13 protein-coding genes and 1 riboswitch are annotated in these 16,259 nt (G+C 64.3%); of the genes, 7 read left to right on the top strand and 6 right to left on the bottom strand.

Annotated elements, in window-relative coordinates; genetic code table 11:
* Positions 1-148: 148 nt before the first annotated feature.
* Genes egtA through G6N08_RS05680 form a run of 3 tightly spaced genes read left to right on the top strand, consistent with a single transcriptional unit; the run spans position 149 to position 3,892 of the window.
* A complete protein-coding gene (gene egtA / locus G6N08_RS05690; RefSeq protein WP_163755138.1) occupies positions 149-1,420 on the top strand; it encodes an ergothioneine biosynthesis glutamate--cysteine ligase EgtA in 1,272 nt (423 codons plus the stop codon).
* 31 nt (positions 1,421-1,451) lie between these two features.
* Entirely contained in the window at positions 1,452-2,417 is a 966-nt protein-coding gene (gene egtD / locus G6N08_RS05685; protein WP_163755136.1) for an L-histidine N(alpha)-methyltransferase, read from the top strand.
* Positions 2,418-2,449: 32 nt separating this feature from the next.
* On the top strand, positions 2,450-3,892 hold the full coding sequence (locus G6N08_RS05680) for a sugar porter family MFS transporter (protein ID WP_371868998.1): 1,443 nt from the start codon (positions 2,450-2,452) through the stop codon (positions 3,890-3,892).
* Between the two features lie 122 nt (positions 3,893-4,014).
* Here G6N08_RS05680 and G6N08_RS05675 read toward each other — a convergent pair whose 3' ends face one another.
* Positions 4,015-5,454: an FAD-dependent oxidoreductase gene (locus tag G6N08_RS05675; protein ID WP_163755132.1), complete on the bottom strand. Its 1,440-nt coding sequence runs from the start codon at positions 5,452-5,454 to the stop codon at positions 4,015-4,017.
* Between the two features lie 364 nt (positions 5,455-5,818).
* On the bottom strand, positions 5,819-6,667 hold the full coding sequence (locus tag G6N08_RS05670; RefSeq protein ID WP_163755130.1) for a PPE family protein: 849 nt from the start codon (positions 6,665-6,667) through the stop codon (positions 5,819-5,821).
* Between the two features lie 274 nt (positions 6,668-6,941).
* Between G6N08_RS05670 and G6N08_RS05665 the strand changes: the two genes are divergently transcribed.
* Complete coding sequence (locus tag G6N08_RS05665) at positions 6,942-8,144, top strand: FAD-dependent oxidoreductase (RefSeq protein ID WP_163755128.1); 1,203 nt, start codon at positions 6,942-6,944, stop codon at positions 8,142-8,144.
* Positions 8,145-8,251: 107 nt separating this feature from the next.
* Here G6N08_RS05665 and G6N08_RS05660 read toward each other — a convergent pair whose 3' ends face one another.
* Positions 8,252-8,641, bottom strand: a complete 390-nt coding sequence (locus tag G6N08_RS05660; RefSeq protein ID WP_163755125.1) for a heavy metal-responsive transcriptional regulator — start codon at positions 8,639-8,641, stop codon at positions 8,252-8,254.
* A 121-nt stretch (positions 8,642-8,762) separates the two neighbouring features.
* On the opposite strand from G6N08_RS05660, the gene merC reads away from it, so the two are divergent.
* Complete coding sequence (gene merC, locus G6N08_RS05655; protein WP_163755123.1) at positions 8,763-9,173, top strand: organomercurial transporter MerC; 411 nt, start codon at positions 8,763-8,765, stop codon at positions 9,171-9,173.
* Positions 9,174-9,178: 5 nt separating this feature from the next.
* Positions 9,179-10,630 carry a mercury(II) reductase gene (gene merA, locus G6N08_RS05650; RefSeq protein WP_174813276.1) on the top strand — a complete coding sequence of 484 codons (1,452 nt, stop codon included), beginning with the start codon at positions 9,179-9,181 and terminating at the stop codon, positions 10,628-10,630.
* Positions 10,631-10,666: 36 nt separating this feature from the next.
* Here the strand turns inward: merA and G6N08_RS05645 are convergent, their stop codons facing one another.
* The 3 genes from G6N08_RS05645 to G6N08_RS05635 form a co-directional block, all read right to left on the bottom strand.
* Positions 10,667-12,064 carry a PPE family protein gene (locus G6N08_RS05645; RefSeq protein ID WP_163755121.1) on the bottom strand — a complete coding sequence of 466 codons (1,398 nt, stop codon included), beginning with the start codon at positions 12,062-12,064 and terminating at the stop codon, positions 10,667-10,669.
* Positions 12,021-12,323 carry a PE family protein gene (locus G6N08_RS05640; RefSeq protein ID WP_163755119.1) on the bottom strand — a complete coding sequence of 101 codons (303 nt, stop codon included), beginning with the start codon at positions 12,321-12,323 and terminating at the stop codon, positions 12,021-12,023. The genes G6N08_RS05645 and G6N08_RS05640 overlap by 44 nt, the downstream gene beginning before the upstream one ends.
* A 456-nt stretch (positions 12,324-12,779) precedes the next feature.
* A riboswitch (M-box (ykoK) riboswitch) is annotated at positions 12,780-12,948 on the bottom strand.
* Between the two features lie 650 nt (positions 12,949-13,598).
* A complete protein-coding gene (locus G6N08_RS05635; protein ID WP_218033342.1) occupies positions 13,599-14,333 on the bottom strand; it encodes a TetR/AcrR family transcriptional regulator in 735 nt (244 codons plus the stop codon).
* A gap of 113 nt (positions 14,334-14,446) precedes the next feature.
* On the opposite strand from G6N08_RS05635, the gene G6N08_RS05630 reads away from it, so the two are divergent.
* Complete coding sequence (locus tag G6N08_RS05630; RefSeq protein ID WP_163755117.1) at positions 14,447-16,192, top strand: CocE/NonD family hydrolase; 1,746 nt, start codon at positions 14,447-14,449, stop codon at positions 16,190-16,192.
* The last annotated feature ends 67 nt before the right edge of the window (positions 16,193-16,259 follow it).

Here is a 16,259-nt window from a genome sequence, read left to right as displayed (position 1 = left end):
CTGAGCCTGCCGAGACCGGTCACGGACCGAAACCTGCTACCTCAGACCAAAGGCATACCCGGATCTTTTCACCCCAACCACACCGGGCATGGTGACGAATACCCAGTGACTTGCGACATCCGGATCCCAGGCGAGAGGAATCGGTGATATGGCGTGTACATCGCAGTTGCGTGGGTCGTGCCTGGTCGAAGGCGAACTCGCCGATTCAGTGGATGCTGCGCACTACATCAGCGATACGTGTTTGACCGATGGCCACGCGGGCCGGGTTGGCCTGGAGCTTGAAGCACATTGTTTCGATCTGCGCGAGCTCGCTCGCCGGCCCGCCTGGCCGCAGATCGTCGACGTGATCGACTCGCTGCCGGCGTTGCCGGGTGGCAGCGCGGTCAGTGTTGAACCTGGGGGCGCAGTGGAGTTGTCGGGCCCGCCCGTCAAGTCGGTGCTGACCGCGATCGACGCGATGCGCCGTGACCAGCAGGTGCTGCGTGCAGCTTTCGCGGAGGCGGGGTTGGGCCTCGTGCTGGTGGGCGCCGACCCGCTGCGCCCGGCCAGGCGGGCCAATCCGGGTGCGCGCTATCGGGCGATGGAACGGTTTTTCATCGCGAGCCGCACCGCTGCGGCCGGTGCGGCGATGATGACCTCGACGGCCTCGGTGCAGGTCAATGTGGACGCCGGCCCGCAAGCCGGCTGGGCGGCTCGGGTGCGGTTGGCTCATGCGCTGGGCCCGACCATGGTCGCGATCGCGGCCAATTCTCCGCTGTTGGCCGGAAAGTTTTCGGGGTGGTTGTCCACGCGCCAACGGGTATGGAGTGAGCTGGACTCCGCGCGTTGTGGGCCCATCTTGAGCGCCAGCGGTGAGGATCCCGGCGCCGACTGGGCACGTTATGCGCTCAAGGCGCCGGTGATGTTGGTACACCAACCCGAGGTGGTGCCCGTCACCGAGTACGTGCCGTTCACCGACTGGGCTGACGGGCATACCCTGCTGGGCGGACGCTGTCCCACCGCCGCGGATCTGGACTACCACCTCAGCACCCTGTTTCCTCCGGTGCGCCCCCGCGGCTGGCTGGAAATCCGCTACCTCGATGCCGTTCCCGACGACATCTGGCCTGCGGTGGTATTCACCATCGTCACCCTGCTTGACGACCCCACGGCCGCCGACCAGGCCGCCGAAGCCGTTGAACCGGTGGCCACCGCCTGGGACACCGCGGCTCGCCTCGGGCTGGCCAACCGGCGCCTGTATGTTGCCGCCAACCGCTGCGTGGACATCGCCGCTCACCGCGCCCCGTCCTCGCTGCAGGACATGATGGCCCAGCTGATCCGCGCCGTCGAACAGGGCCGCTGTCCCGCCGATGATTTCGCTGACGACGTCATCGCCCACGGCATCGTTCCCACCCTGACCCGCATGGCCCAACCACTGACCTGACTGCTGGCCGCTTCGATTGGGAAGGACTGTGATGACCCTGTCGCTGTCCAATCACCTCGCCGCGGACTCGCTATATCCGCTGTTATGTCGCGATGTGCTCGAAGGCTTGACAGGCTGTCCGAAGTCGTTGCCGCCCAAGTGGTTTTACGACGCGACAGGTAGCGTCTTGTTCGACCAGATCACCCGGCTACCCGAGTATTACCCGACCCGGGCCGAGACTGAGATCCTGCACGCCTGTTCCGCTGAGGTCGCCTCAGCCACCGGGGCGGACACCCTGGTCGAACTCGGCAGCGGAACGTCGGAGAAAACCCGAATACTGCTCGACGCACTGGGCGCTTGTGAACGTCTGCGTAAATTCGTGCCGTTCGATGTCGACGCCAGCGTATTGGCGGCTGCGGTGACAGCGATATCACTCGAGTACCCGGGTCTCGACATCGCGGCTGTGTGCGGCGATTTCGAGGAGCACCTGACCGAAATTCCCTGCGGAGGCCGCCGCCTGTTCGCGTTTTTGGGCTCGACGATCGGGAACCTCACCCCTCGACCGCGCGCCCGGTTTCTGGCATCACTGGCTGCGGTGCTACAGCCTGGGGACAGCCTGTTGTTGGGTATCGACCTGGTCAAAGACGTTGGCCGGTTGATTCGCGCCTATGACGATCCCGCCGGGGTGACCGCTGCGTTTAACCGCAACGTGCTCGCCGTGATCAACCGTGAACTCGACGCCGACTTCAATCTCGGCGCCTTCACTCACGTCGCATGCTGGAACGCCGCCGAACAGCGAATCGAAATGTGGCTGCGGGCCAGTAGCCGCCAGCGGGTGCGGGTCGGCGCGCTGGGCTTGACCGTCGAGTTCGCCGCCGGCGAGGAAATGCTCACCGAGGTGTCCTGTAAGTTCCACCGCGAGATGGTGGTTTCCGAACTGGCCGCGGCGGGCCTGCATCAAACCCGCTGGTGGACCGACACTGCCGGCGACTTCGGTCTGTCACTGGCCGTCAAGTGAGCACTCGGCGCCCGGCATCAACGCCGACAGGGCTGCGACTCGGCCGGCCCTGCCAGCAACCGTCGTCGCACTACGGCCTATTGGTGGCTCTGGTCGCCGTGAGCATTGGCCTGGTCTCCGGCTATGACGTCTCCAGTATCGGCGGCGTCTTGCTGTTCATCACCGATGAGTTCAGCCTGAGCGCGCGCCACCAAGAAGTGGTGACGACGGCGCTGGCCGTCGGTGATATCGCCGGAGCGATCGGTGCCGGTGCGCTTGCCAACGTCATCGGGCGGAGAAAATCGCTGATCGTGGTGGTGGCGTCCTACGCGGGGTTTGCGCTGTTCGGCGCGCTCTCGGTGTCGTTGCCCGCGCTGGTTACCGCACGACTGTTGGCTGGTCTGGCTATTGGGGTGTCGTATGTGGTGGTTCCGGTGTTCGTGGCCGAATCGGCGCCGGCCCGGATACGGGGGTCCCTGCTCGTCACCTATCAGGCGGCCAACGTGGCAGGCATTGCGCTCGGCTATCTCTCCGCCTATCTGCTGGGCACTCAGCAAAGCTGGCGGTGGGTGCTGGGGTTGGCCGCTGTACCGGCTCTTCTGGTGCTGGCGCTGTTGCGCCGAGTGGACGACACCGCTCGGTGGTACATGATCAAGGGCCGCGTCGCTGACGCGCGGCGTGCCTTGCAGCGGGGACAGCCCACTGCGGATGTAGAGGCTGAGCTCGTCGAGATCAGTACAGCGCTCGACGAAGAGCAGGCCGGTGTTCGCGCACTTGCCGAGATGATCCGCGGACCGTACTTGCGGGCGACCATCTTCGTCGTGGTGCTGGGCTTTCTCGTCCAAATCACCGGCATTAATGCGATCATCTCGTACGGCCCGTTGCTGTTTCAGTCGATGGGCCTGCGGGGCAACTTCGCATTGCTGGTGTTGCCAGCACTCATTCAGGTCTTTGCTTTGGTCGCAGTATTCGTCTCGCTGGTGTTCGTCGACCGGCTGGGCCGCCGGCCGGTTTTGTTAACCGGAATCGCCATCATGGTCAGTGCAGACTTGGTGCTGATGGGCGCCTTCGCATTCGGCGGGAACTCCGGTGGCATGCCGACCGTCTTCGGAGTCGTCGGCGTACTGCTGTTCACCTTAGGTTTCAACGCCGGCTTCGGTCCCCTGGCGTGCGTGTATGCCGGTGAGAGCTTGCCGGCACGGCTGCGGTCACTCGGATCAGCTGTCATGCACACCGCCAATCTGGTGGCCAACGCGATCGTCGTCGCTGTTTTCGTTACGCTGCTGACATCGCTTGGTGGCACAGCCGTGTTCGCCATTCTCGGTGCGCTCGCCCTGATCAGCTTTGTCTTCGTCTACCGGTGCGCCCCCGAAACCACAAACAGGCAACTCGAGGACATCCGGCACGTTTGGACCAAAACCAGTGAAAAGGTGGCTCGCCAGGACCGGCCGATCCGGGTGCGACATCGGCGATGTGTCGTCGAGACCGTGGCTTGAGATGCCAAGCCGTTTTGCCGATCACGTTGGTGACTATCACGGTCGGTGACGCGCCGCTGCCGGCGGGGGCGATGTGGCAGCCAGATGCAGCCGAATACTGTTGGGGCCCGGTTAAGCAGTGGCTAGAAATTCAGCCCCGAGTACATGACACGGCCGGGATCGTACTTCTGGCGTGCGGCGCTCAGGCGGGGCAGATTCGGGCCGAAATACCGCGACGCCGGTTGATTCGACTCGACATAGTTCACGTAACCACCAACCGAATACGGTTGCACCGCTTGGTGTGCCGTGGCGAGCCAGTTGGTCGCTGCCGCCGGGTCACCAGATGTTTCAACATACCACTGCACCAGCGCCGACTGCCGGCGCCACGGAAAGGCCGTGGCGCCGGGGGGCACACTGGCGAGGGCGCCGTCGAGCGCATGCATGATCGCCAACATGCGGCCGGCCCCGCGGGGGAAGGCGTCGACCGCCGCGGCGATCCCCTGGGCGGCACCGGCGCTGATGGTCGGGAAAACATCGGATCCGCCGACGTATCCCAGCGGCGACGGGTTGAGGTTACCGACGGCCAGATATCTCACCAGATCTAACCGGTTGAACGTATGGTTCTCGGTCCCGATCGGTTGCAGACCAACGGCTGAGATGATGGCACGCTCCACGCTGCCTCCTGACCCGACCGGGCAGGTCGCAAGGATCCGGCAATGCGTGCCCAGCGGGTCGACGGTGGCATCCGCCAGCGCCCAGCTGTTTCGGTCGGCGTTACGCAGCCACGTCTGCCAACCAAGCAGAACCTGAGCAAACGACTGCGGTGGGAAATTGAGGTTGACGACGTCGACGTCCCCGGTGGGAAACGTGGCAAAAGTTAGCGCGGTGGTCACGCCGAAGTTGCCGCCACCGCCCCCGCGCAAACCCCAGAACAGGTCGGGGTTGCTGGTGGCCGATGCGGTGACTGCCTGTCCCCCGGGTAGCACGACCGTTGCCGACGTCAATTGGTCACAGAGCAAACCCGCGTGCCGTGAATCGGCGCCCAGTCCACCGCCCAGGGCGTGCCCCGCAGCGCCGACCGTGGGACAGGTACCGGTCGGCACGCCCCGGCCGACGCCGGCCAGTGCCTCGTGCATCGCATACAGACCAGTGGCGGGTGTCACAGTAACCTGTCCAGTGGAGGCGTCGTAATTGATGCCGCCCGGCAATTGGCGCAGGTCGACAACCATGGCGCCATTTGCCGTGGAGGCCCCGACGTAGGAGTGCCCACCACCGCGCGGAGCAACTTTGAGGTTGTGGGCAGCAGCGAAAGCCATCGCTTTTTGCACGTCCGCCACCGATGTCGGCGTGACGACCGCTGCCGGTACATAGCCGTTGTAGTTAGTGTTGAAAACCTGCTTGGCCGCCGCGAATTGGGCACCGTCGTCAGGCCGTAACACTTTTCCGCCGAGGGCGCTGGAAAGATCCTCCCAGCCGGCGGTATTCGGGGCCGCAGTCACCCGGGCTGATCCGAAAACCACACTAGCGGCTAACGCTCCGGCGGCACCCCGCAGAAACGCTTGCCGCGAGATCTCACGCGCCAATGCCGGGCGCTCGCGATTGCGTCATGTCCCGCATTGTCGGTCACCTCACGACAAAAACCGCGGTGCCGCCTGACGTGTCGCGTCACAACTGAAAACGTGTCCGAACCTTTACCTGAACTGGCGGATCTCGTCGCGAGCATCCGGGTAGCATTCCGGCACGACAGGATCAGCTGCTCACCCCGGTCAGTCATGCAACACGGAGATACGCGTCTTCCTTCTTCATTCGTGTCGTTTTGATCACAGTGGTCGTCGCGATGGTCTTCACGTACCTGCGCGCAGACAACCGCTCACCGATGCCGACATTATGACGACATCCGAAGCGTGCGGTGCTGAGCTCTCGGCATCGGACGGTAGCCGCGACCTGCTATCCCCAGGCGGGCACGAGGTCGGTAGTGTTGTGGCGCAACGGTTTCGCGATGAAGCGATAACCGGCGGCGCGCCGCGACTCGGGGGTGCCCGTCAAGGTCCAGGCCGGGGGCACCGATAGCGGCCCAAGGCAGCCTGCACGACCCACCGCTGCTGCCGCCGGGATGGTCGCCGGCACCGGCTGGCCGAGCCTTCTCAGCGCTGCGGGGGCCGACAGAAGTTCGGTCGTGCACGAAGTGGCGGTGTGCAGTGGTGGAAGGAACGGCGCCAAGCTCGACGCGGTGGCTGACTGGGCGGCATAGCAATACATTGTGGCGGCGTTGTGGGCCCACATGTCGTGGTAGTCGGCCTCGGTCTCCGCGATCGCATGGGCTTGGTGTCCGTACGGGTTTCGCCGCCCCAGCAGTGCTAATTGGGCGCGGTTGGCCGCAATCACCGCGGGTGGCACCATCATCGCGAAGGCTGTCTCGTAGGCAGCCGCCGCCTGCCGGGCCTGGCCGGCGGTCTGCTCGACGCGCGCGACGGTGTCAGTCATCCAGGACACGTAGGTACTGGCTACCGCGGCCATCGCCACTGAGGCCAGCCCCATCCATCCCTCGGTAGTCAGATCTGCGATCATCCGCCGAAACGAGGCCGCCGCGGAACATAAATTGTCGGCGAGCACCTCCCACGCTGTCGCCGCGGCAAGCATCGGCGCTGAGCCTGGGCCGAGATATATCTTGGCTGAGTTGACTTCCGGCGGTAATGAACCGTAATCCGGGAATTCACCGGCTGTGTAACTAGCCGCGGCTCCCGTTGCAGCGCCCGCGGCTGTGCCGAGCGTTACGTGATACCTCGCGGGATCCATGCGACTATACCCCGGCCACAACCATGTCTGAACTATACCCCGGTAGGGTATAGTGGTCAAGGCGGGCGTCGTGGTGATGAATGGTCGTTGTCGTTCTCTCAAAACAGCCGGTGGCCAACCGTACCTCGGATTACGGTCGGTGACAATCCTGAACGCCTGATGTGTCGAGGTCTCGCCTTGCCGATCGCCCGACTAACAAGACCGTGGTGGCAGTCGACCTGCACCGCCGGCCAGCGCCCACAGACCGGCGGGTGTCCGTGAGTAGTGTCAGGTCATGACCCGAATTGTGCAGGCCCAGGTTTGCGTTGCTGGTGGAGGTCCCGCCGGCCTGGTGCACGCCCTGCTGCTGGCTCGTGCCGGGATCCCGGTTGTTGTCTTGGAAAAGCACAACGACTTCCTGCGTGATTTCCGCGGCGACACCGTACATCCGTCCACACTGCGGATCATGGACGAACTGGGGTTGATCGATGAGTTCTTACGTCTGCCGCACACCAAGATCGATCGTGTTGCCTTTGACACTGACGGCTCACTTCGCACCTTCGGCAACTTCAGTGCGCTCAAATGGCTTGGCTTCAGCCAGCCTTATGTCGCGTTGATGCCGCAGTGGGACTTCCTGGACTTCCTCGCCGAAAAGGCCTCTACCTACCCGGAATTCACCTTGATCCGTAACGCTGAGGTGACAGACTTGATCTTCGACGGCGATCGGGTCGCCGGGGTGCGTACACCGGAGCTGCAGGTGCGCGCTGAATTGGTGATAGCCGCCGATGGCCGCACGTCGGCGGTGCGGGCTGCGGCGGGGCTGCGCGTCGTGCGGGCGTATTCCCCGATGGATGTGCTGTGGTTTCGGCTCAGATGGTGCCCGGGCGATCCCCGTGAGCTGTTCGCAGTGATCCGTAAGGGCTTTGTTATGGCCATGATCTACCGGGGTGACTACTGGCAGGTCGCCTATCTGGTGCCGAAGGGGACGAACCCCCGGGACGGTTCGCTGGAGGCGTTTAAGCAGCGCCTGGTGGCGGTGCGACCGCAGCTCGGTGAACGAGTCGACGATCTGCGTTCCTGGGACGACGTCAGTCAGCTCGATGTGCGGGTGGACCGGCTCAAAAGGTGGTGGCGTCCGGGGCTGCTCTGCATCGGCGATGCCGCGCATGCCATGTCGCCAGTGGGCGGAGTCGGTATCAACCTCGCTGTTGCCGATGCGGTGGCCGCAGCCAATCTCCTGTGCGCCCCGCTGCGCCGCGGCCGAGTGACCACTGCTCACCTGGCCAACGTGCAACGTCGCCGGCAGCTGCCGACCCGGATCATCCAGGCTGGCCAGGTGTTTATCCAAAACGCCGCAATCCGGCCTTATTTGAGCGGTGATCTGTCCCCGTTCCGTATCCCGTCGATCGTCGGCCGGGGCCCGCTGCAGTTCATTCCGCCGATTCTCATTGGGCGGGGCTTTCGCCCCGAGCATGTCCAAACCCCGGACGCCCACTAGAGCCACAGACCATACCGGGCGATTGTCGCCGACCACCGCTGGAACCTGGCCGCCGCCAGCGCCACACTCTGCGAGAACGATGATGCCTGCAGCGCCCGGCCACACCACTACAGGTATCGGCAGACCTGTTCGGCGGTGCAGGTGGCGGGTTCGGGTGTGGCTGCTTGGTGGCGTAGGTGGGCGATCGTGTCGCGAAGCGCGACGAGCTTGCTGATCTGCTTGTCGAGGTCGGCGAGTCGGGTGTCGAGAAGATCGCGGACATGCTCGCAGGGTGCCTGACCACGGTCGCGGATGAGCAGGATCTGCCGGATCTGGGCGAGCGTAAGCCCGGCGGCCTTGCCTCGGCGGATGAAGTCGATCCTCGTGACGGCTTCGGGTGGGTAGTCGCGGTAACCGGCGGCGGTGCGTTGGGTTTCGGGGAGCAGGCCCTGCTCTTCGTAGAAACGTAAGGTTTTGGTGCTGGTGCCGACGGCGGCGGCCAGCTCTCCGATCCGCACTGCCCCTATCTCCCGTGTGATTTGAGGACTTGACCTTCACCTGTACTGGAAGGTCCATTCTGGCCCCAGCGGACGGATTACCCAAGCGAGTCAGGAGGGCCAAGTGCAACAGATTGTGCGCATGATGACCGACAAGGTGGGCGTCGTGGGCACCGTGGTGTCGGCCATGGCGTGCGCCATGTGTTTCCCGGCAGTGGGTGCTATCGGGGCCGCTCTCGGGCTGGGATTTCTGTCCCGGTGGGAAGACGTCTTCATCAACGTTTTGCCACTGTTCGCGGTGCTCGTCCTGGTCGCCAACGCACTGGGGGCTCATCGGCAGTGGCGTCGCAGCGCCCTGGGGGTGATCGGTCCGATTCTGGTTCTGATCGGGTGGGTTTCGTTCATGAGCGGTGTTCTCGCTCACGGGCCGGCAAGGGTTGTGCTGTACGCAGGGCTAGTGGTCATGGTCGTCTACGCGGTGTGGGACCTGGTCTCGCCACGTCGCCGCCGTTGCGGGCCCGAAGGCTGTGAACTGCCCGCGGAACACCGATGAAACCGATGAAACCCCTGAGCCAAGTGGAACACACGAGGGTTGATCTTGCCGTCATCGGGTCGGGTGGGGCGGCGTTCGCCGCCGCGATCCGCGCCTCCACGCTGGGCAAGTCGGTGGCGATGATCGAGCGCGCCACAGTGGGAGGAACGTGCGTGAACACCGGGTGTGTGCCCTCCAAGGCGCTGCTCGCCGCCGCCGAGGCCCGCCACGTGGCCCTCGACTCCGGCCGATTCCCCGGGATCACCACGAGTGCCGAGCCGGTCGACATGCCCGACCTCATCGAGGGAAAGCGGTCCCTGGTCGAGGCGTTGCGCGCGGAGAAATACCTCGACATCGCCGCCGACTACGGCTGGACGCTGCTGCGCGGGGACGCCTCATTCGACGGCACCCCGGACGCGCCGGTCCTGCAGGTGATGGCCGAGGACGGCACCCGCAGGCTGGTGGCGGCCGCGCATTACCTGGTCGCGACCGGCTCCCGGCCCGCCGTCCCCGCGATTGATGGACTCCACCAGGTCGACTACCTGACCTCGACCACGGCGATGGAGCTCAAGGAGGTCCCCGCGACACTGCTGGTGCTCGGCGGCGGGTACGTCGCCGTCGAACAGGCCCAGCTGTTTGCCCGGCTGGGCACCAAGGTCACCATGCTGGTCCGCTCCCGGCTGGCCTCCCGTGAAGAGCCCGAGGCGTCGCAGTCTCTGCTCGAGGTGTTCGCCGACGAGGGCATCCGTGTGGTCGGCCAGGCGAGCATCGACTCGGTGCGGACCGATCCGGTCACCGGCCAGGGGGTAGTGGTCGCCTCGGTGGCCGGCGCCCCGCACCAGTTCACCGCTGAGCGGCTGCTGGTGGCGCTGGGCCGAACCCCGGTCACCGAGGGGCTCAACCTCGAGGCGGTGCACGTCACGACCGGGAATGCGGGGGAGATTGTGGTCACTAATCAGCTGGCCACGTCCAACCCGCGGATCTGGGCGGCCGGGGATGTCACCGGGCATCGCCAGTTTGTGTACGTCGCCGCCTCGCACGGCACGATGGTGGTTGATAACGCGTTCACCGGCGCCAACCGTTCGGTCGACTACACGCACCTGCCCCGGGTCACGTTCACCAGCCCCGCGCTAGGAGCGGTCGGGATGACCGACGAGGCGGCCGCTGCGGCCGGCATCCGTTGCGACTGCCGCGTGCTGCCCCTGCACCACGTGACCCGGGCGGTGGTCAACCGCGACACCCGCGGCTTCGTCAAAGTGGTCGCCGACGCCGACACCGGCCGGATCCTCGGGATCACCGCAGTCGCGAAGGACGCCGGCGAGATCGCCGGGGCCGGGGTCTACATCCTGGCCGCCGGCATGACCGTGCAACAGGTCGCTAACACCTGGGCCCCGTATCTGACCATGGCCGAAGCTATCAAGATCACCTGCCAGTCCTACACCACCGATGTCACCAAGCTGTCCTGCTGCGCCTCCTGAACACACGGATTGTGCGTGAGTCGAGAAATTAGACCGCTACCCGCCGGCGGGTGTGTGGGCGGAAAGGGATCGGCTGGGGATGCCATCGTCGGTAGGGATACCGTAAGCGGGTGTGCCGTTAGCAGGCGTGCTGTGCCGGTTACCCGGGGTTTTGCCGACCATACGAGCCGTGGAGAGGCGCGGCATCCCGGTTGTGAGGATTGGGCTAGCCAAGGGTGTCGCAGCTGATAGTGGACTCTCGGCGCTAACAAGACGTACAGCTGGCGCTGCCGTGCTGGTCCAGGCAGGTGGTGCCGACAGCCCCCCGACCATGGTGGCTTTACCGACACCGGCGGTGGCCGCGGCGTCGCCGGTGTGGGCAGCAGCCAAAACGCCGAGTACACCTTGGCTGGGCGGGGCCGCAGTGACGCTGCCCATCTGCGATATCGCCCCCCCGCCGACTCCCCCGACACCTCCGCCTGCTCCTGCGCCCATAACGCTGTGCACGTAATCGGTGGCCGCGTAGATCGCAATCCAGTCAAATGCGTGAAACGCTGACAGGAAGCCCTCTGGGTTGAAAAACCCACCGGAGAAAGCGGACGAGAGTGTTTCTGAGTTGAGGAAGGCGCCTAATGACGATCCGGTTCGGCCGCTGAGCATATTCAGCAGGCCGGACAAACCTGAGGCCGACGAGGCGTTCGCCGGATCGATGACGTTCAGCGAATTCAACGCTGAACTTAGCGCCGAGGGGGTGGCGAGTGTGTGCAGCGTGGTGGGCAGGGTGGTGATGAGTTGGGACAGGGTGGTTTGGCTGGCGGCGGCCGCGGCGGCGTGTGCGGTTGCAGCGGTTTGGGCGCCCGGCCCGACGGGGGTGGTGGTGGCCGGGGGCGCGGTCAGCGGGTCGAGAGCCGCTGCGGCGGCGCAGTGACCGGCGTAGCTGTACATGGCGGTGGCGTCGCGGGCCCACATATGACTGTAGTGGGCTTCGGTGGCCGCGATGGCCGGGGTGTTTTGGCCCAGCACGTTGGTGGCCACCAGCGCCGCCAGCTGCGCCCGGTTGGCAGCGATCACCGCTGGTGGCACGGTGGCCGCATACGCGGTCTGATAGGCGTTGGCGGCGGCGGCGGCACTGCTGGCCGCCCGGGCGGCACGGTCGGAGCTGGCGTGCAGCCACGCCACGTAGGGGGCCGCTGCGCTGGCCATCTCCGCCGCTGCCGGTCCTTTCCACGCGTCACTTGTCAGCTTGGATAGCACTGCGGCGCAGCCGCTTGCGGCCGCGTCGAGTTCCTGGGCCAAGCTGGCCCACGCGTTTGCGGCAGCGATCAACGCAGACGAGCCCGCACCGGCATACATCAAGCCGGAATTGATCTCTGGAGGCAGCGCCCCGAAATCCCACACACCGATCACCACCTCACCCCCCGGCGACAACAGTGTTGGCGGCTTCGGTGAGCGCATACGATCCAGCACTGTCCCTCAAGGTAGCGACGAACGCGTCGAGAACCTGCTCAGCCTGAACGCTGAGCATCCGATATAGCTGGCCGTAGGCGGCGAACTCGAGCGCCGTCAAAACCGAAACCTGGTCGGCGGCGGGCGGCACCACACCAGTGATCGGTGCCCAAGTAGCCTCGTTCATCGTAGCTACCGCCGACCCGATCCGTGCCAAGTCGCCCGCCGCACCTGCGAGCGTTTCCGGTTGTGTCACAACAAAAGCCATCGAACTTCTCCTTATCAGTGCAGCAGTTAACCTCCGCGCCGGTGGCGTCCGAGGTCGGTGATAAAGCCACGCCTACAGCTTCGGCATCGTCTGCCCAGAGGTGGGTGATGCAGTGCGAACCATCGCCGGCAACACCCGCGAACAGCTTCGGCACAGCGGCGGCAACGACATCACAACCTCCCGTAACGATGCGACCAGAACTCGAGAACTGCAGAATCCTAGGTTCGGAATCGACACGCGCGCATAGCAAAACAAAGCGTGCCCGTGAACGCTCGGTCAGTGCAGTCTGATTCAGCTAAAGAGGACTAAACCGAGGACTGATCTGAGCAAAACGGTCACCGAACTCGGATAGGGACTATCACTAGGACTCATCTCGCTCTCACCTCCTCACGGCCAGGGCACAAGGGATGCCGATACGTCGCACAAAAGGGTCGGGCCACCTGACGATCAACCGCGGCGACACCCCACTCGTCCGGGTTTCGGCACTGCACGGCGTATCCGATCAATCTTCGGAAGCCACTTGGGCTCAACCCTTAGGCCGGGAGGAGCTGTCCTGACCCGTCTCTCGACGTTCGGGGTCAGTGGCCTGTGTCCGGTGCAGAAGCCTCACCTAGCGAGGTGCACGCGTGGTAATACTGGCACGACCACTCGGACTGGTCAAGCTAACGTGATGTGCCTCAACACTTTTGAGTGAGCGATAGGGAAGCCTTACCTATATGCAAGGTAGGGTTGGCATGACTGGAGATGGCACGTGCCCGACAAGCTACCCAGCCGATATCGCGCGGTGTCGAAGGCGTCAGTCGGCCCCGTGCGTGTTAGGGCCTGTTCCGTCTTAGGGCTCATCGCGAACCGGCTGAGGGAGGAGATACCGATGAGCGCGAACGCGGCCGCTCTCGAAGTCGCCTTTGCCGCGGTGTCTCCCCAGTTGTGGTATGGCTCAAGTGCTCCCTGGTAGGACAATTCGGTATGTGCACTAGATATATTGCAGCACAATAGATTTGATGTGATAGGCCGGCTTCGAGTGACTGATGCGTGAACACGTCCGTGTCTGTGATCGCCTGGCAGTCCGAGATCTGCTTTCCCGACGCTCGGTCGGCGCAAAGCGCGAAGCGCAAACGGTTGAGCGACGGCCAGCAGCAATCACATTCGCACAGAGATCTGCAAAGATTAAGTGTGCCAACTCAAGTCGAGCTTCATCGATGACATTACCGCCATTAGGGCTCGACATTAACAGACCCGCATCGCACCGCAATCACCCGTCAGATATCACCGAGGCTAGTGAGTCTTTACATGCGGGCTCTCACGCTCAGCCGCACCAGTGCGCTTCCGTTCGTCTTGGCATTCGCGGTTCGTCTCCTGTCTGCTGCGCACGAGTTCGCCTGACGAACTCTCCGATTCCGAGGCCGGCGATGTCAGCACGCTCTGGACTGCCGGTGCGAGAAGTTCGACGAGTGTTTCCCGGTCTGCATTCGCAAGCACCGGAACACCGACGATTCGTCGTCCGACGACGATCCCGACGAGCATCGCCGACGCCAGTCCGGCGCGCAGCGCCGCATCGTCGTGGCGGACCGGCCATGAGTCGATGCTGTCGAGTAGCCGGGCTTGGATGAACTCCCGTAGCTGTGCGTTTGCGCGCTCGTTGACGATGGCGCCCCGCAGCATCGCCATGAGCGCGTCCGAATCCTGAGAAGCGCCCTCCCACACACCCAGAAAGGCGCGAACCACACGTTCGCCGAGGCGCTCGACGGGTCCCTCGAACGCATGAGTCAAATCTGCCAACGCCTCCGGCGATATCGACATGACCGCGCCGAACAGCTCATTTTTCGACTGGTAGAACTGCATCACCAGCGAAGCGTCGACTCCCGCATCGGCAGCGACCTGCCTGATCGTCGTCGCAGCGAATCCATCGCTGGCGAACCGGGCGCGGGCCGCGTCGAGGATGGCCTGCCGGGTTGTGCTGATACCGGGCCGACGCCCGCGGCGCACCGCCGGCGTCCTGTTAGCGGTCACGCCCCGAATCTACCGTCGCCCGCGCGATCATCTCAACGGCTGTTGATTTCTTGCCGGGTTGGGCCCTATCGTCGGGAAGAGCGGAGGGCGCGCCGCGATGTCAAAGGAGGCATATGGCTCGGGTGGAGAAGGTGTTTATGCCATCGCATCCGTTGGAACCGGGTGACAGGTACGGTGTGCTCAGCGGATTCGATCCCGGCACGCGGACCCTACCCGCCGGCTTTCGGCTCGCGCCTCCGTTTAGGGCGCTACCGGTCGACATCGTGCTCGACAAGGACGTCCCGGTCACCCTCCGTGACGGAGTGACGATCTATGTCGACATCTTCCGGCCGGCCGGCGCCGAGAAGGTGCCGGTCATCGTGGCGTGGAGCCCGTACGGTAAGGGTGAGGGCAGCGCCCCGGCCGCGATGGCAGTGTTCGGGTTGGTCGGTCTGGACAACGCGATCGTGTCGGGTCTGCACAAGTTCGAGGGGCCTGACCCCGCGTACTGGTGTGCTCACGGTTACGCCATCTGCAATCCCGATCCTCGGGGCGTCAGCGACTCTGAAGGTGACAGCGTGCTGTGGGACCGTCAAGAAGGCCAAGACTGCCATGATCTCATTGAGTGGCTGGCCGTTCAGGATTGGTGCAGCGGCAAGGTCGCCATGAGCGGCACCTCCTATCTAGCGGTCGCGCAATGGTTTACCGCGGCCGAACAGCCGCCCCACCTGGCGGCGATCAACCCGTGGGAGGGGATCAGCGACGTCTACCGCGATCTGGTGATGCGCGGCGGAATACCCGACACCGGGTTCGCCCGACAACTCCGCGACAACAGCTTCTGGGGCAAGAACCGCAAGGAAGACATTCTCGCCGAGGCACAGCGCTACCCGCTGATGAATCAGTTGTGGCAGAACAAGATCCCGCGCGTCGACCGGATTACTGTGCCGGCATACGTCGTGGCCAGCTACTCCAACACGCTGCATACGGCGGGCACTTTCCGCGCCTGGCGGCAAATTGGGTCGAAGGACAAGTGGTTGCGCATCCACAACAGCCAGGAATGGCCCGACTACTACGACGAGGCCAACACCGAGGATCTGCGCCGGTTTTTCGATCATTTCCTCAAGGGTGAGGACAACGGCTGGGAACAGACGCCGCGCGTGCGGTACGCCCTTCTCGACCTGGAAGGCGGCGACAGGGTCAATCTGGCCGCCCATCAGTTCCCGCCGGAGGGCATCGCCTACACGAAGTACTACCTCGACGGCCGCTCACGCACACTACGCACCCAGGCGCCTGCGCAGCAGGTGACGACGGTCTACGACACGCAAGCTAATCCAAGCTGGGTGTCCTTCATTGTCCGCTTCGACCACGAGACCACGATGGTCGGCTACCCCAAAGCGCGGCTGTGGGTCGAGGCGGAGGGCGCTGACGACATGGATCTGTTTGTCTTCGTCCAGAAGCTCAGTGAGCAGGGAACACCTTTGCAGGGCTTCACCGTGCCCAACCACGGCGCCATGATCCACGATGTCACCGAGCGGGGAGCGTCGATCCTGCGGTACAAGGGATCCAGCGGCCGCCTGCGCGTGTCGATGCGGCACTTAGACGAGACGATGTCGACCGACGAAGTCCCCGTCCACAGCTTCGACCGCATCGAGAAACTGACTCCCGGTGAAGTCGTCGCCGTCGATATCGACCTGCTGCCGATCGGGCTGGTCTTTTACCCCGGCGAGCAGCTCAGGCTGATCATCAGCGCGCAAAACCTATTTGGCCCATGGATGCCCGGACTACGTGAATACGCCCCGCGCAACAGCGGACAGCACATCATCCACACCGGCGGGGAACACTCCTCATATCTGCAACTGCCCATCATGGCGGTCCGATGAGCAGCTAACGAACCAATGTCGTTGGTGCAGAGGCTCCTTCGTGACGTCAACAGTTCAAGATATTCTC

The sequence above is a fragment of the Mycobacterium botniense genome (assembly GCF_010723305.1).
GTDB classification, from domain to species: Bacteria; Actinomycetota; Actinomycetes; order Mycobacteriales; family Mycobacteriaceae; genus Mycobacterium; species Mycobacterium botniense.
The sequence above is the reverse complement of the archived record's forward strand: the minus strand, read 5'-3'. Positions and strand labels throughout refer to the sequence as shown.